This window comes from Demequina litorisediminis (assembly GCF_030161615.1).
GTDB classification, from domain to species: Bacteria; Actinomycetota; Actinomycetes; order Actinomycetales; family Demequinaceae; genus Demequina; species Demequina litorisediminis.
On the sequence record NZ_BSUN01000001.1, the window covers coordinates 1,143,313 to 1,166,283 of the forward strand.

The following is a 22,971-nucleotide window of genomic DNA, read 5'->3' on the forward strand; positions in this document are numbered from 1 at the left end:
CGACCGAGAAGGTCGCCACCGGCGCCATCCGCATCGTCAGGCGGCGGCCCGTCGCCCAGGCGCCGGCCCTACCCCCGGGACATCTCGACGATCAGGCACCCGTCACCGAGACGCTCACGCTCCGCAGGCCACTGGAAAATGCGCCCGCGGCTACACCCGTCGTGGCGCCGGCGAGCGACCCGCAGCGCACCCACGACCCTCGGCGCACCCACGAGCCGCAGCGCGCCGACGACGCAGGGGACCCGCCCGCGAGCCTAAGCCCGGTGCAACTAGGCCCGCGAGCGGTAGCCCGCGAAGGACCGCAGCCGCAGCGAGTTGCCCACCACAAACAGCGACGATCCGCCCATCGCGGCCGCCGCGATCATCGGGTTGAGGATGCCAAGCGCCGCCAGCGGAATGGCCGCCGTGTTGTAGGCGAACGCCCAGAAGAGGTTGCCCCGAATCGTGCCGAGCGTGCGCCGGGACAGCGCGATCGCATCGGCCGCCGCACGGAGGTCACCCGAGACAATGGTGAGGTCCGATGCCTCCCGCGCCACGTCGGTACCGGTACCGACCGCGAGCCCCAGGTCCGCCTGGGCGAGCGCGGGCGCGTCGTTCACGCCGTCGCCCACCATCGCTACCCTTGCGCCGCCCTCCTGGAGCGACCGAATCGTCTCGGCCTTGTCGCCTGGCAGCACCTCGGCGATCACCCGGGTGATCCCCACCTGGTCGGCGACCGCCTGAGCCGCCCGCGCGTTGTCGCCCGTGAGCAGCACCACGTCGAGCCCCAGGCTCGCGGAAGGCTCGAATCGCCTCCGCGCTCGTGGCCTTGACGGTGTCGGACACCGTCAGCACTGCCTCCGCCACGGGCTGTTCGGTGCCGCGGCCCGCGAACACCGCAGTCTCGCCGCGTGCCTCGGCCGCCGACGCGAACGCCTCGACCTCGTCGGGCACACTCGAGAACAGGCGACGCGACCCGACCCACACCTCGGCGTTGCCGCCATCGGCCCCCGCGCCTTGAACAGTCGCGACCACGCCGTGGCCCGCGACCGAACGGAAGCCCTTGACGCGCGGCAGGGCGCGCGACCCGGCCTCGGCATCGGCATCGGCCACCCTGGCCTCGTGAATGGCACGTGCGATGGGGTGCTCCGAGCGACCCTCGACCGCGGCGGCCGCGTCAAGCAGGCCTGCGGCGGCCTGAGCAACGGCCCCCGGCACGTCCGCGTCGACGAGCGTCATGCGCGCCTCCGTCACGGTGCCCGTCTTGTCGAGCACGATAGTGGTGACGTCGCGCGTGTCTTCCAGCGCCTCGGGGCCGCGTACGAGGACGCCGAGCCTGGGCGCCGCGACCCGTGCCCACCATGATCGCGAGCGGCGTCGCGAGGCCAAGCGCGCACGGGCAGGCGATGATCAGCACCGCCACCGCGGCGGTGAACGCGGCGTTGGCGTCACCCGTCGCGAGCAGCCACACCACCAGGGTGAGCGCGGACACCGCGATCACGACCGGGACAAAGACGCGAGAGATGCGGTCCGCGAGGCGCTGAACACGCGCACGACCGGACTGCGCCTCGTCGACCATGCGGGCAATCTGCGAGAGCATCGTCTCCGCGCCCACCCGCGTCGCCTCGACGGTGAGCGCCCCGTCGGTCGCGATGGTGCCGCCCACGACCTCCGCGCCCTCGGCGGCTCGCACGGGCACCGACTCGCCGGTCACGAGCGAGGCGTCGATGGACGCCTCTCCCTCGATCACACGCCCGTCGGTCGCGATGGTCTCGCCGGGGCGCACCACAAAGCGCATGCCCACCTCGAGCGCGTCGCGCGGGATCTCGGTGCCGTCCTCGAGGCGCGCCGTCGACGACTGCCGCTTGGACAGCGCCCTGATGGCGTCTCCGGCTCGCGCCGTGGAGCGGACCTCCATCCACTTGCCCAGCAGGATGAGCGCCACGATCACTGCGCCCGTCTCGTAGTAGACGTGACCGCCGTCAAACCCCCAAACAGCCCGCTCACCAGGACGACCGTCGACCAGGTCCACGCCGCGACGGTGCCCAGCGTGACGAGGGTGTCCATGTTGGTCGCGCCGTGGCGAGCGGAGGCGACCGTCGAACGATGGAACGGTAGCGCCGACCACCAGATCACGGGCGTCGCGAGGACCGCGACGACCCACTCCCAGCCGTTGAACTGCAACGCGTGCACCATGGACAGCAGCACCGTGGGCACCGCGAGGACCGCGGCGACCAGGAAGCGGCGCTTGTAGTCGGCGATGCGCGCGGCGTCCGCGCTCATGTGGGCCGCGTGCTCTGCGGCGTGGGCATCGCCACCGTGCTCGTGGTGAATCTCCGGCACGGAGTAACCGAGCCCGGCGACGGTGTCGCGCATCGCGGCGCGCAGGTCGTCATCGGTGACCGAGCCGTCGGGCCGTACCGTAGCGCGGCGGGTCGCATAGTTCACCACGGCGTCCTCGACTCCGGGGAGTCGGGACAGCCCGCCCTGGATGGTGGCGGCGCAACTCGAGCACGTCATCCCCTCGACGGGGAGCGTGACGGCGTCGCGGGCCACGGGGATAGCCATGGCGGACCCCTTAGGAAACGACGCGGTAGCCGACGCCCTCGACGGCCTCATCGAGCGCGAACTCGAGGTCGTCGGCGGGCACGGTGCCGTCGGGCGTGACGCGGGTGAGGCCGGACTCGTGGTCCACCTCCACGGCGGCGACGCCGTCAAGCGCGCCGATGGCGCCCCGCACCTTGTTCGCGCAGCCGTTGCAGGTCATGCCCTCGACGGTGATGTCGATGATCGGGGATGCGGTGCTCATGGTGGTGCTCCTTCCGGGGCCGCGTAGGCCCTCTGTGTGAACGTCTGGCACCACCGTAAACCTTCCAGTCGAGTGGAAGGTCAAGCGCTCAGGCTGCCACCGCATCGGCCGCGTCAACGGCCGCCAGAATCGCCTCCACCTGCTGCTTCGCATCTCCGAACAGCATCTCCGCGTTCTCCTTAAAGAACAGAGGGTTCTGCACGCCCGCGTAGCCGGTGGCCATCGAACGCTTGAACACCACCACGGAACCCGCCTCCCACACGTGGAGCACCGGCATGCCGGCGATGGGCGAGCCCGGGTCGTCGAGCGCCGCGGGGTTCACCGTGTCGTTCGCACCGATGACGAGCACCACATCCGTGGACGCGAAGTCGTCGTTGATCTCGTCGAGCTCGAGCACGATGTCGTAGGGCACCCGCGCCTCCGCGAGCAGCACGTTCATGTGGCCGGGCAGACGCCCCGCGACCGGGTGCACCGCGAAGCGCACCTCCACGCCGCGATCCCGCAGGCGCTGCACCAACTGCGCCACCGGGTACTGGGCCTTCGCCACCGCCATCCCGTAGCCGGGAGCGATGACCACGGAACGCGCGGACGCGAGCCGCTCCGCCACGTCCTCCGCGGACGTCGCACGGTGCTCGCCCGTCACCTCGGCCGCCCCCGACGATGCCGCGGGAGCCTCACCACCGAAGCCGCCAAGGATGACCGACAGGAACTTGCGGTTCATGGCCTTGCACATGAGGTAGGACAGGATCGCACCCGAGGCACCCACCAGCGCGCCGGTGACGATGAGGAGATCGTTGCCCAGCATGAAGCCCGCCGCGGCCGCGGCCCATCCCGAGTACGAGTTGAGCATCGACACCACCACGGGCATGTCGCCGCCGCCGATGGCCGCCACGAGGTGCCAGCCCACCGCGAGCGCGATGACCGTCATGAGCGCCAGGGGCCAGATGGACGGCGCCGCGAGGAACCAGGCCAGGAGTCCGCCGCAGGCCACGAGCGCGCCAAGGTTGAGGGCGTGGCGTCCGGGCAGCGTCAGCGGCGCACCAGAGATGCGCGCCGAGAGCCTTCAGGTAGGCGACGATGGACCCGGTGAAGGTCACCGCACCGATCAGCACGCCGAGGAACACCTCGATGAGGTGCATCGCGTCGTGGCCTTCGGTGAGGTACGAGTTGAAGCCGATCAGCACGGCAGCCGCGCCCACGAACGAGTGCAGCAGTGCGATGAGTTCCGGCATCTGAGTCATCTCGACCGTGCGTGCCCGCCAGGTCCCGACGGCCGCGCCGATCGCGAGGACCGCCACGATGAGGCCAAGCGTCACGCCCCACGGACGCTGCGACGTGTCGAGCGCGAGCGCGATGGTCGCGACGATGGCGATGCCCATGCCCGCCATGCCCAGCAGGTTGCCGCGCCTCGCGGTCTCCTGCTTGGACAGGCCCGCAAGCGACAGAATGAACAGGATGGCCGCGGCCAGGTACGCGACGGCGGACAGCGATGCGATCGTCATGTCAGGCCCCCTTCGAGAACATGCCGAGCATGCGGTAGGTGACCAGGAAGCCACCGAAGACGTTGATGGATGCGATGGCGGCCGCGAGGAACGCGAGCGTGGTCACCACGGGATCCGTGGACCCTAACTGCAGCAGGGCGCCGATGAGGATGATCCCGCTGATCGCGTTGGTCTGGCTCATCAGCGGCGTGTGAAGCGAGTGGCTCACGTTGCTGATGACGTAGTAGCCGATGACGACTGCGAGCGCGAACACCGTGAACGCAGCGAGGAACGCCGCGTCGGCAAAGGCCAGGGCGAGGGCGAGCGCGACGGCCGAGGCGAGCATCGGCCAGGAGCGCTTCTTTGGCTCAGGCTTCGCCTGCGCCTCACTGGCGGCCGATGCCGTGGCCGGGGTCTCGGCCCGCTCCGCCGGAGTAGCGGCACTCGGCGCGGCAGACACCGTGATGGGCGGCGGAGGCCACAGGAGATCGCTGGCATGGGACGTCGTCATGCCTCGCACCACGTCATCCTCGAGGTCGAGGACCAGCGCGCCGTCCTTGGCGGGCGTCATGAGCTTCAGCAGGTTGACGATGTTGGTGCCGAGCAGGCTGCGACGTATGGCGCGGCATGCGGCCCGGCAGGTCGGTGTAGCCGATGACCGTGACGCCGCCGTCGGTCACGATGCTCTCGCCGGGGACGGTGGCCTCGCAGTTCCCTCCGCCCGAGGCGGCGAGGTCCACGATGACCGAACCGGCGCGCATGGCGGCCACGGTGGCGGCGGTCAGGGTGGTGGGGGCGGCGCCGCGGACCAGCGCGGTGGTGATGACCACGTCGGCGTTGGCCGCCTCACGCGCGTAGAGGTCCATCGCGGCGGCCTGCTGGGCCTGCGTCAGCGGGCTCGCATAGCCATCGGGCGACACCTCCTGCTGAGCCTCGGGGGCGTTCACAAAGGTGGCGCCCATGGACTCGATCTGCTCGGCGGCCTCTGGCCTGACGTCGAAGGCACGCACCTGCGCTCCGAGCGCCACGGCCGCGCCGATGGCGGCCAGTCCCGCCACGCCGCCGCCGATGATGAACACCGTCGCCGGGGCGGTCTTGCCCGCGGCGGTGACCTGGCCCGCGAACATGCCGCCGTACGCCTCCGCGGCCTCGATGACGGCGCGGTAGCCGGAGACGTTGGACTTGGTGGACAGCACGTCGAGTGCCTGGGCGCGGGACAGGCGCGGCACGGCGTCGAGGGCGAGGGCCGTGACGCCCGCGGCGCGGAGGTCCTCGAGGAGGTCGGGGTTCGCGTGCGGCGCGAGGGGGCGATCAGGGTCGCGCCCTCGGAGAGCAGGCCAATGTCGGCGGGGCTGGGCGCCTCGACGGCGGTCACCACGTCTCCCGACCACGCCTCCTCGCGCGTCCCGATGACGGCGCCCGCGGCCTCGTAGGCCGCATCGGCAAAGGTCGCGCGCTCGCCCGCGCCGGCCTCGACCGTGACCTCGTAGCCGAGCGATGAGCCTTGGCGACGGTCTTGGGAGTCGCGGCGACGAGTCGCTGCTGCGGCGGGGCCGCGGGGACTGAGATGCGCATGCGGGGCGCCTCCTGGGTGCCTGGACGGTCGATCTTCACCATGAGGCTACGGCGGCGCGCCGCCGAACGCGCGGGACGAGAGTCCCGACTGCGGCCCTGGTAGATGCCGGGGTGGGCGGCGGCATCGGCCCTAGTGGGAGCCGACCACCTGGCAGCGGTGAGGGTCGGTGCAGTCGGCGGGGTTGAGGATGTCGGCGCGCGCACGCAGGGCAAGGAGCTCGGCCCGCGCGGCCTCGAGGGACGCAATCTGCGCATCGATGTCGCTGAGATGCCTGTCCAGGAGAGCGCGCGTGTGTTCGCAGGTGCCGTGGCCAGCGGCCTTCATGTCGAGGATCTGGCCGGACTCCTTGAGGCTGAGGCCGGCGGCCTGGGCGTCACGGACGAACGTGAGGCGCTCGAGTGCATCGGCCCCGTAGTCGCGGTAGCCGGAGGCGGTGCGGCCGGGGTCGGGCAGCAGGCCGATGGACTCGTAGTAGCGCACCGTCTTCGCGGTGACTCCCACGTGGGACGCAAGTTCGGAGATCCTCATGCCCTCCACGCTACGTCAACCTTCCACCTCACTGGAACCGTCAAATGGATCCATTTGGGTCGTCTAAGGCCTTAGGCGAACCAAATGGATCCATTTGACGGAATAAGGGGTGGGGGTAGCGTCGGGGCATGACTCGCACCGCACCCCGACGCCTCGGCCTCCTGGGAGGCATCACCTGGCACTCCTCGATCGAGTTCGAGCGCTTGCTGAACGAGGGCGTCAACGCCCGCCTGGGAGGATCGAGCGCCGCCGACCTGGTGGTGCGGTCCTACAACTTCCAGCAGATCGCCGATGCCCAGGCGGCAGGCGACTGGGACGGCCTTGGCGCCACCTTCGCCGCCGATGCCCGCGCCCTTGAGGCTGCCGGCGCCGAGGCGATCCTCATCTGCGCCAACACCATGCACAAGGTCGCCCCCGCCGTCGCCGGCGGCATCGGCATTCCGCTCGTCCACATGCTTGACGCGACCGCCGACGCGATCGAGGCGGCAGGCCTCGACACCGTGGCCCTTCTCGGTACCGGCTACACGATGCGCGACCCGTTCTACCGCGACCACATGGCGGCGCGCGGTATCACCACCATCGTGCCCGCCGAGCCCGAGCCTGACCGAGGTCCACGACCTCATCTACGGCTCCCTCGCTCGCGGCGTGGTCCCCGACGGTGCACGCGCCTGGATCCGTGGCGTCTATGACCGGCTCCGGGAGCGCGGCGCCCAGGGCGTCATCTCCGGCTGCACCGAAATCCCCATGGTGCTGACGGCCGCGGACGTCGACGAGCCCTACTTCGACTCCATGGGCCTCCACGTCGAGGCCGCCCTGGAGTTCGCACTGCGCGACTGACATGGCTCTGCCCCCGGGAACCTCCAGAGTCCCGGGGGCAGAGCCATGTGCGAGAGGGTGAGGCTGGATCAGCCCTCGGTGAGCGGGCCGAGCGTCGGGTCGTTGGCGTAGACCTCGGCGGCGTTCTCCTGGGTCACGATCTTCGGCTCCAGCAGGAACGCGGGCACCACCTTGACGCCGTTGTCGTACTGCTCGGTGTCGTTGATCGGGATGTCGCCGCACTCCTGCAGCGCCACCACGGACGCGATCGTCTGCGCGACGAGCCTCGCGGGTGTCCTTGTAGATCGTCGAGTACTGCTCGCCGGCGACGATCGACTTCACGGACTCCACCTCGGAGTCCTGACCGGTGATGACAGGGGTGTCGAGCCCTGCCTGCGACACCGACGTCAGCGCCGCACGGGCAAGCGTGTCGTTGGGCGACAGGACGCCGTCCAACTCGGTGCCGTCCGAGTAGTAGCCGGAGACGATGGTGTCCATGCGCTTCTGAGCGTTCTCCGCCTTCCAGCCGGCCGTCGCCGCCTGTTCGAACGTGGTCTGCCCGGACGTGACCACCAGGTTGCCGCCGTCGATCTCAGGCTGCAGGCTTGCTCATCGCGCCCTCGAAGAACGGGATGGAGTTGGCGTCATCCGAGGAGCCGGCAATGAGGCTCGATGTTGTACGGAGCCTCACCCTTGCGCTCGCCGAGGCCCTGCAGCAGCGCCTCACCCTGCAGGCTCGCCCACCCGGAAGTTGTCGAACGCGATGTACGCGTCAACCGCATCCGTGTTCTTCACGAGACGGTCGTAGGCGATGACGGTGGCGCCCTGGTCCTTGGCGGTCTCGAGCCTGGCTGCCCAGCCTGCGATCCGTCGACGGCACCCACGACGACCACCTGAGCGTCCTGCTCCACCATCGCGAGGATCTGGTTCTGCTGCTCGGTAACTCCGGCGTTGGCGAACTGGACGATGGGGCTGAACCCAGCCTCGGTGAGTCCGTCGTTGAACAGGCTGCTCCGCGAGCACCCAGTTCTCGGACGTCTTCTGCGGGAGAGCGACGCCGATGGTCGCGCCCTCGTCGATGCACGTGCCGCCCTCGGCGGAAGCCGTGCTCTCAGTGCTGGCGGTCGCGGAGGAGGTCGACTCCTCGTCGCCGGACCGCTCGGACGAACAGCCGGCCAGCGCGAACGCCCCGACCGCGGCGAACGCCACGATTCCCTTCAGTGACCTGCTCATGTGTTTTCTACCTTTCCTCTTCCGCATTCCCCATTGGATGCGAAGTCTGTGTGATGTCGTCGACCACTGGCGGCGCCTCGGTCGCGGTGGACGTGGCCGATGCCGGCAGGGTTGCCGTGGAACCGGTCTCGTGAGCGCCGATGGTGCTGGCGGCGGCGGAGCCGCCCGCCGGGGCGACCACGGGTTCGTGTGAGCCGAGGCGGCTGTTCTGGAAGGCTCGTCCCATCGCGCCGATGAGCGACGGGCGCCCCTGGGTCTTGTTATAGACGTCGAACGCGACGGCGGCGAGCAGCACGAGTCCCTTGATGATCTGGGTCATGTCCGAGCCGACGCCCATGAGTTGCAGCCCGTTGTTGAGCGTCGCCATCACCAGGCCACCGATGATGGAGCCGGTGACAGTGCCGATGCCGCCCGAGACGGCCGCACCGCCGATGAAGACGGCCGCGATTGCGTCGAGTTCCCACAGGCTGGCCGTCGAAGGGTCCGGAGGCGGTCGAGCGGCCGATGAAGATCATGCCCGCGAGCGCCGCGAGTACCGACATGTTCGCCATCACCAGGAAGTACGTCTTCCTGGTCGAGACACCGGACAGCGCGGCCGCGGCCCGGTTTCCACCGACGGCATAGATGTGGCGGCCGAACTTCGTGCGCTGCGTGATGACGTGGTAGATGATCACGAGCACCACGAGGATGACGCCAGGAACCGGGAAGGACGTGCCTTCGCGGCCGGTACCGAACAGGTAAGTCATGTACGCGATGACGGCGAGCAGGAGCGCGACGCGCACCGTGGCGATGGTCACGGAGTCGGGCTCGAGGCCCACCTTGACCGCGCGCTGGCGCTTGCGCAGTTCGTGCCAGATGACAAACACGCCAGCCGCGATACCGAGCAACAGCGTCGAGTTGTTGAACCCCGTATTGGGACCCCATTCGGGAAGATATCCGCCGCCCATGACCTGGAACTCCTCGGGGACGGGCACCGAGTTGGAGTCACCGATGTACTGGTTGAGGCCGCGGAAGATCATCATGCCCGCGAGGGTGGTGATGAAGCCTGGGATTCCCACGTACGCGACCCAGTACCCCTGCCAGGCGCCGATCGCGGCACCGACGGCGAGGCCGAGGAGCAGGCCCACCCACCAGGGGATGCCCCAGTCACGTAGCGCGAGGGCGACGATGATGCCGGTGACGGCCGCGACCGATCCGACCGAGAGGTCGATGTGGCCCACGACGATGACCATCACCATGCCGATCGCGAGGATCAGCACGTAGGAGTTGCCATTAACGAGATTCATCATGTTCGACGGCGTGAGGACTTTGCCCCCGGTCGCGATCTGGAAGTACATGACGAGCACGACCAGCGCGAACAGCATGGAGAACTGCCGCAGGTCCCCTCCGAAGAGTTGTCTGAGTGACTGCATTGTCGCTTTCCCTCTCGTGGGTTTCTCGCCGCTTAGGCGGCGGACGTGGTGGTGGTCATGAGGCGCATGAGCGTCTCTTGGTCTGTGGAGGCGGCCGGCAGGTCACCCGTGATGCGCCCCTCGCACACCGTGTAGATGCGGTCGCACATGCCCAGGAGTTCGGGCAGGCTCGGAGGAGATGACGATGACGCAGCGGCCAGCATCGGCGAGCCGGTTGATGATCGTGTAGATCTCGTACTTGGCTCCCACGTCGATGCCGCGGGTGGGCTCGTCGAGGATGAGCACCTCCGGCTCGGTGAAGAGCCACTTACCGAGGACGACCTTCTGCTGGTTGCCGCCCGAGAGGGTGGCGACGCCGCGGTTGACGTCCGGGGTCTTGACGCGCAGGTCGGTGCGGTAGCGCTCGGCGGCGCGGAACTCCGCGAGGCTCGTCGATGAGCAGGCGCGGGATGACGCGATCGAGGTCCGCGGCGACGATGGTGTCGCGGATCGAGTCGAGCAGGTTGAGCCCGAGGGTCTTGCGGTCCTCCGGGACGTACGCGAGGCCGTGCTCGATGGCCTTCTCGACGGTGGTGAGGTGGACCTCCTTGCCGCCGATGCGCACCGTGCCCGAGCGGTAGGTGCCGAACGAGCGTCCGAAGATGGACCGCGCGAGTTCCGTGCGACCCGCGCCCATGACGCCGGCGAAGCCGACGATCTCTCCGCGGCGCACGTGGAAGGACGATGCCTTGGACAGGAGGCGTCCGGGGATCGCGGGGTCCTCCACGGTCCACCCCTCGACCTCGAAGTACACCTCGCCGGGGCGGGGCTCGCGGGACGGGTAGCGCGCCTCGAGAGAGCGACCCACCATGCCGCGGATGATGCGGTCCTCGTCGAGCGGTTCGTCCTGAACGTCGAGCCGTTCGATGGACTTGCCGTCGCGGATGATGGTGACGGCGTCCGCGATGGCCTCGATCTCGTTGAGTTTGTGGCTGATCATGATCGATGTCAGGCCCTTGCCGCGCAGTCCTCGCAGCAGGTCGAGCAGGTTCTCCGAGTCGGATTCGTTGAGCGCGGAGGTGGGCTCGTCGAGGATGAGGAGGCGGACGTCCTTGGACAGCGCCTTGGCGATCTCCACAAGCTGCTGCTGACCGACGCCGAGGCTCTTGACCGGGGTGCGCGGGTCAACCTCGAGCCCCACCCTGGCGAGCAGGCTCGATGGTCCGCAGGCGCGCCTGGTCCCAGTCGATGAGGCCGCGGTGCGAGATCTCGTTACCCAGGAAGATGTTCTCGATGACCGAGAGCTCGGGGATCAGCGCGAGGCTCCTGGTGGATGATGACGATGCCGGAGCCCTCGGACGCCTTCAGGTCCTTGAACTCCACGACCTCGCCGTCGAGCACGATGTCGCCCTCGTAGGTGCCGTGCGGGTAGACGCCGGAGAGCACCTTCATGAGGGTCGATTTCCCGGCGCCGTTCTCGCCGCAGATCGCATGGATCTCACCGGCGCGGACCTTGAGGTCGACCCGATCGAGGGCCTTGACGCCGGGGAACTCCTTGGTGATCTGCCGCATCTCGAGCCTTGACGTGCGACGTGGCCACAGCCGTCCTCCACTTCGTTGTGTGTCGCCATGAAGCGGAGCACCACCCGGTGGAGCGGTCGCCGTCCTTGGCGCTTTCGACGCTAGAGCCGATCGCGGCTTGTCGTCAAGCCTCAAACTCAATGTTGCCAATTCGTGACCGAAGGCTCAGAAACGGCCGCGCGGACACCGACCAAAGACCCAGGACGCGGCGAGATCGGCGCGCAAACCCACGCATCGGCCGCGAAAAAGCCTGAATTCAACCGCCGAGTCGCTCGCGCTTGGGTTCTTTTTGCAAACTCAAGGGGACTACCGCCGCACGCCCGCCACTCGCTACTATCCACGCATGGCGACGACGCGTGATGGCTCCGGTTCGCAGTCCTCGCTGCGCCGCGCCAACACCGAACGCATCGTGGACGTGGTCCGCCAGTTCGGCTCCCTCACCCAGGTGGAGTTGGCACAGGCCACCGGGCTGTCTCCCGCGACGGTCTCCACCATCGTCAAGGACCTCCAGGCCGAGGGCGTGGTCGAGACCCGGCACACCATCCGCTCCGGCAGGCGGGCGCAACTCGTCACCCTCGCGCACCGCGCGGGACTCCTCGTGGGCGTGGTGGTGGGCGAGCGTTCCCTGAGGATCGCGATCGCCGATTCCGGCTACGACATCCTGACGCGCCAGGACCTTCCGCTGCCTGCCGACCACCGGCACGACACCACCTTGGATCGCGCCGCCCTGCTCATCGCCGACCTGGTGGAGTCGCTCGGCTCGACGCTCGACGAGGTGTTGGCCATCGGCATCGCCGTCCCGGCGCCCGTCGATCCGGCCACCGGGTCCGTTCCGGTCTCCGGGATTCTCCGAGGCTGGGAGGACCTCCCCATCGCCGAGGTCCTTGGCCGTCGCCTTGGCGCCCCCGCGGTGGTGGGCAACGATGCGGACCTCGGCGCACTCGGAGAGCCTCCGGTTCGGAGCGGGCCGGGGACACGAGAGCCTCCTGTACGTGCGCGCCTCCTACGGAGTCGGCGCGGGCATCATCCTTGGCGGGCAGGTCCACCACGGGCACCTGGGCACGGCGGGCGAGATTGGCCACATGCTGCTCGACAGCCAGGGAGCCATCTGCCGCTGCGGGAGCCGCGGCTGCCTCAACACGGTCTGCGGGGCTCAGGCGCTCATCGACTCGCTTCGCCATTCGCGCGGCCCCGTCACCCTCACCGACGTCCTCGACCTCGCCATCGAGGGGGATCTCGGCTGCCAGCGGGTCCTCTACGACGCGGGCACGGCCATCGGCACCGTCGCCGCGAACACCGCTCTCGCCCTCAACCCGGAGGCTCATTATCGTGGGCGGAGAGTTGTCGCGAGCGGGCTCCCTCCTGCTCGACCCGATGCGGGACGCCATCCGCCAGCGCGTCCCACTGCTCCAGCCCATTCCGCTCGAACTCGTCCCCGCCGAGGCTCGGAGACGAGGCTGAGGTGCGCGGCGCCTTCGCCCTGGCCTCCGCACACGCACACGTCACCACGGGAGAGAGGGTCGCATGACAGCCTCACCTGACCTCACACCTACCGCCGGGCGCGGCGAGCCACTGCTGCGCCTGCGCGGCATCTCCAAGTTCTTTGGCGCCGTGCAGGCACTCACCGACGTGAACCTCACCGTCGACACGCATCAGGTGGTGGCGCTCGTGGGTGACAACGCCGCGGGCAAGTCGACGCTGGCTCGCGTGGTGGCGGGCGTCCATATGCCCGATGCGGGCACCATCGAGTTGGGCGGCGTCCCCGCCCCGCCGCTGACGAGCGCCGTCGCACGCAACCTCGGCATCGCGACCGTGTTCCAGGACCTCGCCCTGTCCCCCAACCTCGACGTCACGGCGAACATCTTCATGGGCCAGGAGGTGCGCCGCCGCGGCCTGCTCGACGAGGACTACATGGAGGGCAAGGCCCGCGAGTTCCTCCAGATGCTCAACTCGCGCATCCCCTCGCCGCGCACGCCCCTGGGCACCCTTTCGGCGGGACAACGCCAATGCGTCGCGATCGCGCGCACGCTCGTGGGCAACCCTCGCCTCATCGTGCTCGACGAGCCCACCTCGTCGCTGTCCATCTCCCAGACGGCCGAGGTGCTCAATCACATCGCGAGCCTCAGGTCGCTGGGGCTCGGCGTCATCTTCATCAGTCACTCGCTGACGGACATCAGGGCCGTGGCTGACCGCATCGAGGTGCTGCGCCACGGCCACAACAACGGCGCTTCGATGCAGTCGAGACCGCCTACGAGGACGTGGTGGCCGCCATCACCGGAGCGCCGACGCCCTCGCGTCGTCAGCGCTGACCTCCCGCGGCGCTTCTGCGGCGCTGCTGCCCCGCTGACATCGCGCCTCTGCGGCGCATCGCCAACCGTCACAAACCTCGCAAACCGGCATCTACCAGGAGAGAAAGTTCTCACTTTCGGTAGCGATGCCCTTCCCAGACGCGGGTCAGGCGATCTAGCCTGGACCTCCACCCGGGGCTCGATGGCTCGACCGTCCCGGCTGACGAGGGGCGGCTGAGGGGCCGGATGAGCCAGGAGGCAATCCTGGGCGACGCGTCGATGCGCCCAGGTCAGCGGCAGAGCGACGCGTGCCACGCGCACGGCGACGCCTGCCACGAGCGCGTGCGGATTGCCGCCGCCCGCCTCGTCGCCTACGACACCCCGGAACGCACTCCCGTCCAGCGGGCCAGGATGCTTCACCGCATGGGCCTGACGGGCATCGTCTGGGACTGGCGCGAGGAGCACACGCTCGCGCTTCACGAGGAACTCGACGTGCTGGCCGCCCACGACATCGAGGTGAGGGGCCTGTGGTGCCCCCTGCCTCTTCCCGCCACGGACGCGCACCTGGGCGAGATCGACCCGCACGTGCGCGTCCACCTCGACGAGATGACGCGCCGGGGCCTCACCCCCGACCTGTGGACCTGCGTCGAGTTCGGCGACGAGGGCCGGCCGGAGCGGCTGGGGACCTGGGTGCATCGGGCCCGCGTCATCAGGGTCGCGGACCACCTGGAGCCGCTCACGCGGCGTGCGGCCGATGCTGGGATGAGGGTGGCGCTCACGAACCACCTGGGGTGGTTCGGTGAGCCGGAGCACCAGATCGAGGTGATCCACGAACTCGCTGGACGTGGGCTCACCAACGTGGGCCTGGCCTATCAGATGCAGCACGGCCACACCCATGTGGATCGGTTCGACGCCCTCATGGAGACGATGGCGCCGCACCTCCTGGCGCTCGCGCTGTCCGGCATCGACGCCGATGGCGTGGACACCGGGCGCAAGATCCTGCCGTGGGGAGCGGGACGCCTCGACAGGCGCCTCGCGCACGCCGTGATGCGCTCAGGTTGGCACGGACAGCCTGGCTGTGCAGGGGCACTCGGCGGACGATGCCCGCGACCGCCTGCTGGACTCGATCGAAGGCATCGAATGGATGATCGACCGATGGCAGGGCATCCGGCACGCGCGCCCCATTCCGCGCATCGCCACCCCTGCATGGCCCCAGCCCGCGGGTGCCGCCACTCCCTACATGGGCACGGCGCCGCTCGGGAAGCATGCGAGGCGCGCGCTGGTCGCCACCGGGGAGATCGCTCCGACGCTCACGCGCGTGCGCACCTCTCCCCCGGTCGCACCGCCCGCCCCCCTGCCGCCCCGGGACTCGTCGCCGCTGCCCCCACCGCCGTCCGAGGAGGCCGCAAACACCTCGCCGGCCACCCCCGTCCCGTCGCCTCCCGCGCCTCGCCATCCCGAGCGACGCCAGCCCGAGCGCGCGGCGGTGCTGGGAGGCGCGTTCGGGGCGCTTGCCGCGATGCGTTCCGCGCGCTCGTGGATCACGGTCGATACGCCTGTGACAGGCATGCCCCTGGCAGGCATGCCCCTGGCGGCCTCACGCATCGCCGCCGACTTCCCCCTGGCGGGGCTGCACTCCGAGCCCGCCGCCCCCGCATACGCACCCGAGACGCCATCGGCCGCGGTGGACGAGTCCGACGCCGCACCCGCGCCGCTGCCGCTGCGCATCGCCAAGCGGGACGTCTCCGCGGACGCCCCCGACCCATACACGGGCGCCCTCCACGCGCTCCTGACACACCTCGAACGCGTCGGCTTTCGCGGCGCGCCCAGGAGCCTTTGGCTGGGATGCCGAGGGACGTCACCTCGTCGAGTGGGTCGGAGGCGTGCGGGCCGACCACCCCGATGCCCCCGCGTCCGCGCTCGACCCCGTGCGCATCGGCCGCTTCCTACGTGAACTGCACGACGCCCTCGCCTCCTTCGTGCCCCCACCGGACGCCATGTGGTTCGACGGGCTTCCCGGGCCGGGAGGGAACATCGTGATCCACCAGGACATCGCGCCCTCGAACCTGGTGGTCACCGATGACGGCAGGCTCGTGGCGATCGACTGGGACGCGGCGGCACCGGGCAGCCGCTTGTGGGATCTCGCCCACGCCGTCCACGCCTTCGCGCCCTTGCACGGCGCGGGCTTCGACGTGGTCACCTCGGCGATCAGGATGCGCGACCTCGTCGACGGCTACGGGCTCACCGCCGCCGAGCGGGAACGGCTCATCCCCCTGTTGGGGCTGCGCTCGGAGCGCATGTACGAGTACCTCGACTCGATGCGCGCCACGGGCCAGTCACCGTGGATCGAGCCTGTGGGACATGGGCGTGGGCACCGTGTGGGAGCGTGACGCGGAGTGGATCCGCGCGAACACCCTGCACTGGCGTACGGCGCTGCTCAGTTAAGAGTCAGCGCAGGCGCCCGCAGCGCGTCACTGCCAGTCGGCCGCCCCCATGACCTCGGCAGCCACCTCGAGCCGGTCGCGGCCCTCGGTGGTCACCACGGCATCGTCCAGCCGAAGGTCGTCAAGGATGCCCTCGAGTTCCACGGTGCGCGCGAGGGCCATGTCCCGCCAGTAGCCCTCGGGCTCGCGCTCGGTCAGGCGCGCCAGGCGCGTGGCCTCCGACGCGGTCACCCGTACCACCGCGACGGAGGCGAGGCCCGCATCGGCCGCCGAGAGTGCCGCCGCGTAGCGGGCGCGATCATCGCCGTCCTCAACTACGCGAGGCAGCACCACGAACCCGTAGCCGCTCTCGCGCCACAGCGGCGCGAGGGCCGCGAGCGAGGCGAACATGAGGCGCTGGTGGTGCGGATCGGTGGGGTCGGCGGGGGTTGCCTGGCACAGGTAGTCGCCGTCGACGAACACGGAGCGGGCGCCGCGCTCGGCCAGCAGGTCGTGCACCGCGGCCGCCGTGGTGGTCTTGCCCGCGCCCATCGTGCCGTTCAGGACCAGCACCCGCGTGGGCAGGTCCTTCGCGTAGCAGACCGATTCGGGCTCGTCGGCGTACTCGCCGTAGTTGGTCATGCGCCGGTAGCCCAGACGCTCGTAGAGCGCCATGGCCTCGGGCTGACGCAGTCCGGTCTCGAGGATGAGCCTCGTGGCACCCGCGCGCCTGCCTGCCTCCTCCGCGACCCGCATGATCACCTTCGAGTGGCCACGGCCGCGATGCGTGGGCTCGACCCACAGGCGCTTGAGCTCGAGATCTCCCGGCCGCGTGCCCTCGTACGGTGACCAGCGGGCCACGAGCGTCGCCACGGGAACGCCGTCGTCGTCCCCCACCCAGGAGCCTACGAGCGTGGGGAAGGTGGTCTCCAGGCTCGAGTTCGGGGTCCTCGTAGCGCTCGGCGAGGTCGCGCTCCTGCGCCTTCCACAGGCGGTGAGCGGCGGCATCGTCCGGCTCCACCTCGCGGACAGTGAGGGTGGCCGATGCCGTGGCCGGGTTCTCGCCGGGGGTCGCGGGCGCCTCCGGGTTGGCGGGGACCTCGTGGGCGGCGCTCACAGCCCCTGCCCCGCGTCCCACAGGCGCTCGGTGCGGCCGGCGAGCATGGCGTCGAGGCCCGTCGCCTGGGCGTCCGTCAGCGCGGCGACGTAGTCGACGATGCCCCGTCCGGCCGCGCGGCGGCGCAGTTCCGTCTCGTCGACGGTCGGGAGCAGTTGAGGCTCTTCGTGAAGCACGCGCATGTAGTCCTCGGTGGCCATGTCGACCAGGTCCAGCAGGCGGCGCGGGGCTCGCCTGGCGTCGTAGGGATCGTCCAGCCAGTCCGCGAAGCCGTCGACCAAGCGCTCGATGAGGCTGGCCTGTCCGCGCTGGTAGACGGCCAGGTCGGGCCGGTCAAGGATGAAGCGCTCGTGGAGGAACTTGAGGACAGCGACCTCGTGCCATGCGGTCGCGTCGAGCATGACGTGTCCCGAGCGGTGGGCGGGGTCGCGGTGCACCTCCACCGAGGACTGGAGGTGGCGAATCCAGTCAGTCGTGAAGGAGGCGAGGGAGCGGTCGGCGGCGAGCGAGCCGTCGAACGGCACGGTCAGCAGCCCCTCCACCACCTCGTCGGTGACCTTGGCCACGGCCGCGTCGAACGCATCGGCATTGGCGATCCAAGGATCGCGCTCGGACAGGCGCCTCCAGAGCAGTTCGAGCGAGTGACCGGGCGAGCGGTTCGTGTCGCGCAGCGTCGCCGTGTCGAGCGTGCGCAGGTCCGCAAGGTCGCGGCGCCACTCGCGGAACTCGCCCGCGATCGTCGCCTGGTTGAGCAGACCGGCACGGTAGAAGTCGTCGAGGTCGTGAAGGGAGTACGCGATGTCGTCGGCGATGTCCATGACGGAGCATTCGAGCGTCTGCTGCCCCTGCGCGATGCGCGGGTAGGCGCTCAGCGCATCCCTGGCATCGTCCACATCCACCACGTACATCGAGAACTTGTGGCTGGCGGCGCCCCTGCGCTCGCCGCCCTCGCCGCGCAGCCAGGGGTACTTCAGCACCGCGGCGCGCACCGCACGGGTGAGGTTGAGACCCACGCCTTGGGTATCGTGCTCGTCGAGGCGAGTGAGGATGCGGAAGGTCTGGGCGTTGCCCTCGAACCCCTCGCGCAGGCGGAAGCGGTCGCGCGCGAGGCGATCCAGCGCCCGCTCGCCCAGGTGGCCAAACGGCGGATGGCCCACGTCGTGTGCGCTCGCCGCGGCCTGCACCACCACGGGATCACAGCCGCCCAGGCTCTTCGACCAGGGCGCCCACCGGCCCGCTATCGCGGTGGAGGTGCATCGCGATGGCGCGCGCCACGGCCGCGACCTTGACCGAGTGCGTGAGGCGGTTGTGCACCGCGAGGCCCGCGCCGGTCTGGGAGATCACCTGCGTGACGGCGGACAGACGTGAGAAGTAGGGCGAGAAGCGGATGCGCTCGATGTCGACGCGGTAGTCGGGGCGGGTCTCGGCGCGCTGGAACTCATCGAGGTCCTCGGGCTCACGGCGGCTCACGCGGGGATCGGCGGCGGTCATGCGCTCCATCCTCGCGCATCTTCGCTACGGTGAGGTGAGCCCCAGCACTCGGAGGTGCGGGCCGGATCGGGGGATCGGACGATGCACGAGCGCGGACTCTCCACGCGTCAGTTGTGGTGGACCATGCGGCCCGAAGGATGGTGGCGCGCGGCCATCATGGCGGTCGGTTGCCTCAGCGTGGCGTGGCTCATCGTCCTCTTCGTGACGCTCGACAGCCCTCCACCATGGCTGCAGGACCTAGTCAAGCCCCTGGTGATGCTGACCGGAGCGGTCATCGTCGCCTGGCTGGCGGCGTCATGGCGCGAGGCCAAACGCCGGACCACGTCTTCCTGATGCCGGCCGCCACAGGCTCCCGCGTCCCCTCGTCAGGCCACGACGCCGGCACGTCGCCTGCTCACGATCGCCTCGACAGCGAGCGCGAGGAACACCCCGCGGAACCCGCTGCGCCGACCCCGAGCACCAGGCCGATGCCGCGGGCCGTCGGGTGGCCGTCAGCCGCGAGGTGCGCGGACAGGATCGCCGCCGAAATCGCCGAGCCGAACGAGCCGCCCACCGTGCGCAGCACCTGATTGAAGCTCACGGCGCTGCCGAGTTCTTCGGTGGCGACCGAGCGGGCAATGAGCCCCGGCATCGCGGCGTACGTGGTGCCGATGCCCACGCCGAACACGAACATTCCGATGAGCACCTCCCACAGCGAGTCGTGGGCAATGAACAACAGCACCGTCGACAGGGTGACCACGGACGCGCCGATGGGCAGCAATGCCGCCATGGAGGTCCTGCGCGCGATGACGTGGACCAGGCGGTTGGCGCCGAAGCGCCCGCCGAGAGCGGGGCCATCACGAAGCCCGCCCAGAACACCGGGAGCGACAGCCCATAGCCGGTCTCGCTCGGCGCCTGTGCCACGAGGCTCACCACCGATAGCCCCAGGTACATCGCCGTTCCGAGGCCGATGGCCGTGGCATTGGCGAGCAGGACGTCGCCGCTGCGCAGCACGCGCAGATTGATGAGCGGGTGGGCCTGACGCAACTCGATCACCACCCAGATGGCGAGCACCACGACGGCCGCCCCCAGCAGCACGAGGGTGCGCGCTGACGCCCAGCCCCACGAAGGCCCCTCACTGACCCCGAGCAGCAGGGCGCCGAGGCCCGTCGCGAGCAGCGCCGCACCCTGGGTGTCGAAGCGGTGGCGGGCGGCCTGGGCATCGGGCCCCTGTGGCACTGCCCTCGCGACCACGAGCATTGCGCTGACCACAAAGAGAGCCGCAAACCAGAAGGCGAGGCGGTAGGACAGGTCGCCTGCAATGATGCCGGTGAGCGGATAGCCGATGCCGATGCCTGTCGCGACCGTCACGGACAGGCTCGAGATGCCACGGCCCACGCGGTCGGCGGGGAGGTAGCGGCGGGCCAGGGCGATCGTGATGGGCACGATGCCGTAGGTGAGGCCCTGCAGCGCGCGGCCCACCAGGAACACCGAGAACGTGGTCGCGAGCGCCGCGATGACGGAGCCGATGAGGATGATGGCGAGCGACCCGACAAGCAGGCGCTTCTTGTGCGGGCCGTCGCTGAGGCGTCCCATCACGGGAGTCGCAACGGCACCGACCAGGAGGTTCACGGTCAGCATCCACTGCGCGGTACTGACGGAGACATCGAACTCGCGCGAGACGGTCGGCACCAGCAGCATGCCGAGCGAACTCACGATCGCGGTCGAGAGCGCGGCGTAGACGAGGACCGGGAGCAGTCGGGGCTCGCGGGCGTGGGTCATCCAGGGGATCCCTTCGGGGACGGACACGGGCTCCTTGTCACTGTACCTCTGTTTTGTCAGTCAATGACATAAACGTCGGTCACGCTAGGCTGGACGCATGAGCGAGCAGGCCGAGACCTTCCGCGAGCGCAAGCGGCGCATGGTGCAGGCGGACCTGGTGGCCGTCGCCAAGGAGCCTCTTTGTGAGCGACGGCTACGAGGCGACCACCGTCGAACAGATCGCCGCGGGCGTCGGCATGTCGGAGCGGACCTTCTTCCGCTACTTCCCGTCCAAGGAGGCGCTGGTCCTGGGACGCTACGAGGACCTTGCCGCGTCACTGAGCGCGGCACTGGCGGCGCGCCCCGCGGACGAGGCGGCGTGGGTCTCGCTGCGTCGCACCTTCGACGACCTCGTCACCGAGTCCGATGCCGAGGCCGAGGCGGGCCGCACGCGCGGCATGCGCGCCGTCGTCGAGTCCACCGACGCCCTGCGCGCCGGCTACCTGGCCCGCATGGAGCGCGTGCGCGAGTCCGTCGCCGAGGTGCTGGCGGAGCGCCTGGCATCGCCCGCCACCGCATCGGCCGATGCCCCTGGCCTTCATCCCGCGACCGCACCCGCCGTGGTGGGCGCCGCATTCTCCTGCCTGTCCGTGGCCTACTCCGCCGTCACCCGTGACGGCGGTTCCTCGCGGCCGCGCTCGACGCGGCGATGGGCGCGGTGGCGAGTGCCGCATCGGCCGGAATCACGGACGGCGCGCGCACGTTGCCTCACTCGTGATCAACGTCGGCTTCCTCGCCTTCGGCTGGTTCTCCGCTGCACCCGGCTCGCGGGTGCGCACCGCATCGGACCTCATGCAGGACACCATCGCACTCGCCGAGGCGGCCGAGGATGCAGGCATGGACGGCGCGTGGATTCGCATCCACCACTTCGAGCAGAACACCTCCTCGCCGTTCCCGTTGCTCGCCGCCATGGGCGCGCGGACCCAGCGCGTCGAGCCTCGGGACAGGCGTCATCAACATGCGCTACGAGAACCCGCTGTACATGGCGGAGGCCGCCGCGACCGCGGACCTCATCGCTGGCGGGCGGCTTCAGGCTGGGCGTCTCGCGCGGCTCACCCGAGCCTGCGGCCGATGGCCCCGGCGAGTTCGGGTACCCGCTGCCGGTCGGGATGAGTCCCGCCGACGACGCCGCGGAGCGCATCGCGCGGTTCCGGCGCGCCATCTCGGGCGAGGGTCTGGCGCTGCCGGGACCGCGCGCACACGTGCGGGCGGGCGAGCGTCTGCCGATTCAGCCCCACTCCCCGGCCTCGCGGACCGCATCTGGTACGGCGCAGGCGGCGAGGAGTCCGCGCGGCGGGTGGGAACGCTCGGCATGAACCTCATGTCCTCAACGCTCGTCGAGGGAGGCTCGGGCGAGCCGCTCGGCGTGATCCAGTCACGCCAGATCGACGCGTACCGGGAGGCATGGGCCGAGGCCGGGCATCCCGGAACCCCGCGCGTGTCCATCTCGCGTTCCATCATGCCGATCATCGACGACACCACCGCCGCCTACTTCGGCACCACCATGGAGCGCGACCGCATGGGCGCCAACCGCGACCAGGTGGGCCAGATCGACAACTTCGTCGCGACCTTCGGCAAGACCTACGTGGGCGACCTCGACAAGATCGAGGCCGAGCCTACGCAAGGACGAGGCTGTCCAGTCGGCCGACACGGTCCTCGTGACGATCCCCAATCAACTGGGAGCCGACTTCAACCGCACCACGTTCGACGCCTTCACCGAACTGCGGTCGCGCCTGGCCGGGGCTCATACGGGACCCGCGCCGGCATCGGCCATCCGTCACTAGGGCCGGGCCTCGAGCGATAGCGGCTACCGCTCGACGCGGTAGCGCAGTAGCACAGTTCCGCCGTCGAAGGCCCGATGCTCGACGAGGGTCAGGCGCTCGTGCCTGCCGTCGTGGGCAAAGTACGGAACGCCCCCACCCGCGACGGCCGGGTTGACGAGCACCTGGTACTCGTCGATGAGGTCGAGCGCCGCGATCTGGTGAGCGAGGTCCGCGCCGCCGATGGCGAGGTCACCGTCGCCTGGCAGGCTCTTGAGACGTGCGATCTCGGTCGCGAGGTCCTCGGTGGCGAGCGTGGCGGCGCCCGTGACCTCGGTCAGCGTGCGGGAGAACACGAGTTTGGGCAGGGCGTTCCAGAGATCGGCCCACTCGCGCTCGGCGGCGTCGAAGCTCGCGGCGTTGGCGGGATCCTCCCAGTACGTCATGGTCTCGTACAGGCGTCTGCCCATGAGGTGTACGGCGATGCTTCCCAGGCTCCTCGATGTGGAAGCGGAACTGATCGGGGCTCGGCTCCGACCAGTCGAAGCGCCATCGGCGTCGACGATGTACCCATCCGCCGACATGCCCATCTGATAGGTGACCCGATGCATCGGTCCCGTCCCTTCATCGCGGCGCGGCGCGCTGGCGAGTAAGCGCCACCACTGCCGAGCGTATGTCGGATGCCGGTGGCATGCTGA

Annotated in this window: 15 protein-coding genes and 9 pseudogenes; 10 read left to right on the forward strand and 14 right to left on the reverse strand. The window is 69.9% G+C overall.

All coding sequences use genetic code 11. From position 1 onward, the window contains the following. Positions 1 to 269 precede the first annotated feature (269 nt). The 5 genes and pseudogenes from QQK48_RS21450 to QQK48_RS07045 form a co-directional block, all read right to left on the reverse strand. Positions 270 to 2,547: pseudogene (locus tag QQK48_RS21450) on the reverse strand (heavy metal translocating P-type ATPase). Between the two features lie 10 nt (positions 2,548 to 2,557). Then, positions 2,558 to 2,788: a heavy-metal-associated domain-containing protein gene (locus QQK48_RS07030; protein WP_284327965.1), complete on the reverse strand. Its 231-nt coding sequence runs from the start codon at positions 2,786 to 2,788 to the stop codon at positions 2,558 to 2,560. Between the two features lie 88 nt (positions 2,789 to 2,876). Then, a pseudogene (gene pntB / locus QQK48_RS07035) lies at positions 2,877 to 4,290 on the reverse strand (Re/Si-specific NAD(P)(+) transhydrogenase subunit beta). A gap of 1 nt (position 4,291) precedes the next feature. Then, positions 4,292 to 5,844: pseudogene (locus QQK48_RS07040) on the reverse strand (Re/Si-specific NAD(P)(+) transhydrogenase subunit alpha). Positions 5,845 to 5,974: 130 nt separating this feature from the next. Beyond that, entirely contained in the window at positions 5,975 to 6,373 is a 399-nt protein-coding gene (locus QQK48_RS07045) for a heavy metal-responsive transcriptional regulator (RefSeq protein ID WP_284327966.1), read from the reverse strand. A gap of 128 nt (positions 6,374 to 6,501) precedes the next feature. Between QQK48_RS07045 and QQK48_RS07050 the strand changes: the two genes are divergently transcribed. Continuing rightward, entirely contained in the window at positions 6,502 to 7,062 is a 561-nt protein-coding gene (locus QQK48_RS07050) for an aspartate/glutamate racemase family protein (RefSeq protein WP_284327967.1), read from the forward strand. Continuing rightward, on the forward strand, positions 7,019 to 7,210 hold the full coding sequence (locus tag QQK48_RS07055; protein WP_284327968.1) for an aspartate/glutamate racemase family protein: 192 nt from the start codon (positions 7,019 to 7,021) through the stop codon (positions 7,208 to 7,210). The genes QQK48_RS07050 and QQK48_RS07055 overlap by 44 nt, the downstream gene beginning before the upstream one ends. 68 nt (positions 7,211 to 7,278) lie before the next feature. Here the strand turns inward: QQK48_RS07055 and QQK48_RS07060 are convergent. The 3 pseudogenes from QQK48_RS07060 to mmsA all read right to left on the reverse strand — a co-directional run bounded on the left by QQK48_RS07060 (position 7,279) and on the right by mmsA (position 11,385). Continuing rightward, positions 7,279 to 8,422: pseudogene (locus QQK48_RS07060) on the reverse strand (substrate-binding domain-containing protein). 7 nt (positions 8,423 to 8,429) lie between these two features. Continuing rightward, positions 8,430 to 9,834 (reverse strand): annotated as a pseudogene (gene mmsB / locus QQK48_RS07065) (multiple monosaccharide ABC transporter permease). 32 nt (positions 9,835 to 9,866) lie between these two features. Then, positions 9,867 to 11,385: pseudogene (mmsA, locus tag QQK48_RS07070) on the reverse strand (multiple monosaccharide ABC transporter ATP-binding protein). 352 nt (positions 11,386 to 11,737) lie between these two features. Here mmsA and QQK48_RS07075 point away from each other — a divergent pair. The 4 genes and pseudogenes from QQK48_RS07075 to QQK48_RS07090 all read left to right on the forward strand — a co-directional run bounded on the left by QQK48_RS07075 (position 11,738) and on the right by QQK48_RS07090 (position 16,072). After that, positions 11,738 to 12,935: pseudogene (locus QQK48_RS07075) on the forward strand (ROK family transcriptional regulator). Continuing rightward, entirely contained in the window at positions 12,919 to 13,920 is a 1,002-nt protein-coding gene (locus QQK48_RS07080) for an ATP-binding cassette domain-containing protein (protein WP_348523513.1), read from the forward strand. Before QQK48_RS07075 ends, QQK48_RS07080 begins: the two are co-directional and overlap by 17 nt. An 8-nt stretch (positions 13,921 to 13,928) precedes the next feature. Further along, positions 13,929 to 15,722 (forward strand): sugar phosphate isomerase/epimerase family protein, encoded by a 1,794-nt coding sequence (locus QQK48_RS07085; protein ID WP_284329464.1) that lies wholly within the window; start codon positions 13,929 to 13,931, stop codon positions 15,720 to 15,722. Continuing rightward, positions 15,611 to 16,072: a phosphotransferase gene (locus QQK48_RS07090; RefSeq protein WP_284329329.1), complete on the forward strand. Its 462-nt coding sequence runs from the start codon at positions 15,611 to 15,613 to the stop codon at positions 16,070 to 16,072. Before QQK48_RS07085 ends, QQK48_RS07090 begins: the two co-directional genes overlap by 112 nt. Before the next feature lie 81 nt (positions 16,073 to 16,153). Here the strand turns inward: QQK48_RS07090 and QQK48_RS07095 are convergent, their stop codons facing one another. From QQK48_RS07095 to QQK48_RS07105, 3 genes are all read right to left on the reverse strand, one after another. Next, positions 16,154 to 17,113: a GNAT family N-acetyltransferase gene (locus QQK48_RS07095; RefSeq protein WP_284327970.1), complete on the reverse strand. Its 960-nt coding sequence runs from the start codon at positions 17,111 to 17,113 to the stop codon at positions 16,154 to 16,156. Positions 17,114 to 17,218: 105 nt separating this feature from the next. Next, positions 17,219 to 18,412 (reverse strand): HD domain-containing protein, encoded by a 1,194-nt coding sequence (locus tag QQK48_RS07100; RefSeq protein WP_284327971.1) that lies wholly within the window; start codon positions 18,410 to 18,412, stop codon positions 17,219 to 17,221. A gap of 4 nt (positions 18,413 to 18,416) precedes the next feature. Next, positions 18,417 to 18,713: a hypothetical protein gene (locus QQK48_RS07105; RefSeq protein WP_284327973.1), complete on the reverse strand. Its 297-nt coding sequence runs from the start codon at positions 18,711 to 18,713 to the stop codon at positions 18,417 to 18,419. Positions 18,714 to 18,794: 81 nt separating this feature from the next. On the opposite strand from QQK48_RS07105, the gene QQK48_RS07110 reads away from it, so the two are divergent. Beyond that, a complete protein-coding gene (locus QQK48_RS07110; RefSeq protein ID WP_284327974.1) occupies positions 18,795 to 19,046 on the forward strand; it encodes a hypothetical protein in 252 nt (83 codons plus the stop codon). Positions 19,047 to 19,107: 61 nt separating this feature from the next. Here QQK48_RS07110 and QQK48_RS07115 read toward each other — a convergent pair whose 3' ends face one another. Next, the gene (locus QQK48_RS07115) at positions 19,108 to 19,293 is read right to left on the reverse strand and encodes a hypothetical protein (RefSeq protein ID WP_284327975.1); all 186 of its coding nucleotides are present in this window, start codon (positions 19,291 to 19,293) and stop codon (positions 19,108 to 19,110) included. Then, positions 19,290 to 20,474 carry an MFS transporter gene (locus tag QQK48_RS07120; protein ID WP_284327976.1) on the reverse strand — a complete coding sequence of 395 codons (1,185 nt, stop codon included), beginning with the start codon at positions 20,472 to 20,474 and terminating at the stop codon, positions 19,290 to 19,292. The genes QQK48_RS07115 and QQK48_RS07120 overlap by 4 nt, the downstream gene beginning before the upstream one ends. 182 nt (positions 20,475 to 20,656) lie before the next feature. Here QQK48_RS07120 and QQK48_RS07125 point away from each other — a divergent pair. From QQK48_RS07125 to QQK48_RS07135, 3 genes and pseudogenes are all read left to right on the forward strand, one after another. After that, positions 20,657 to 20,752, forward strand: a pseudogene (locus tag QQK48_RS07125) (TetR family transcriptional regulator); the annotation flags it as partial. A gap of 553 nt (positions 20,753 to 21,305) precedes the next feature. After that, positions 21,306 to 21,386 (forward strand): annotated as a pseudogene (locus QQK48_RS07130) (LLM class flavin-dependent oxidoreductase); the annotation flags it as partial. A gap of 109 nt (positions 21,387 to 21,495) precedes the next feature. Continuing rightward, a complete protein-coding gene (locus QQK48_RS07135; RefSeq protein WP_284329330.1) occupies positions 21,496 to 22,317 on the forward strand; it encodes an LLM class oxidoreductase in 822 nt (273 codons plus the stop codon). 3 nt (positions 22,318 to 22,320) lie between these two features. Here QQK48_RS07135 and QQK48_RS07140 read toward each other — a convergent pair whose 3' ends face one another. Continuing rightward, entirely contained in the window at positions 22,321 to 22,884 is a 564-nt protein-coding gene (locus tag QQK48_RS07140) for a dihydrofolate reductase family protein (protein WP_348523514.1), read from the reverse strand. Positions 22,885 to 22,971 lie beyond the last annotated feature (87 nt).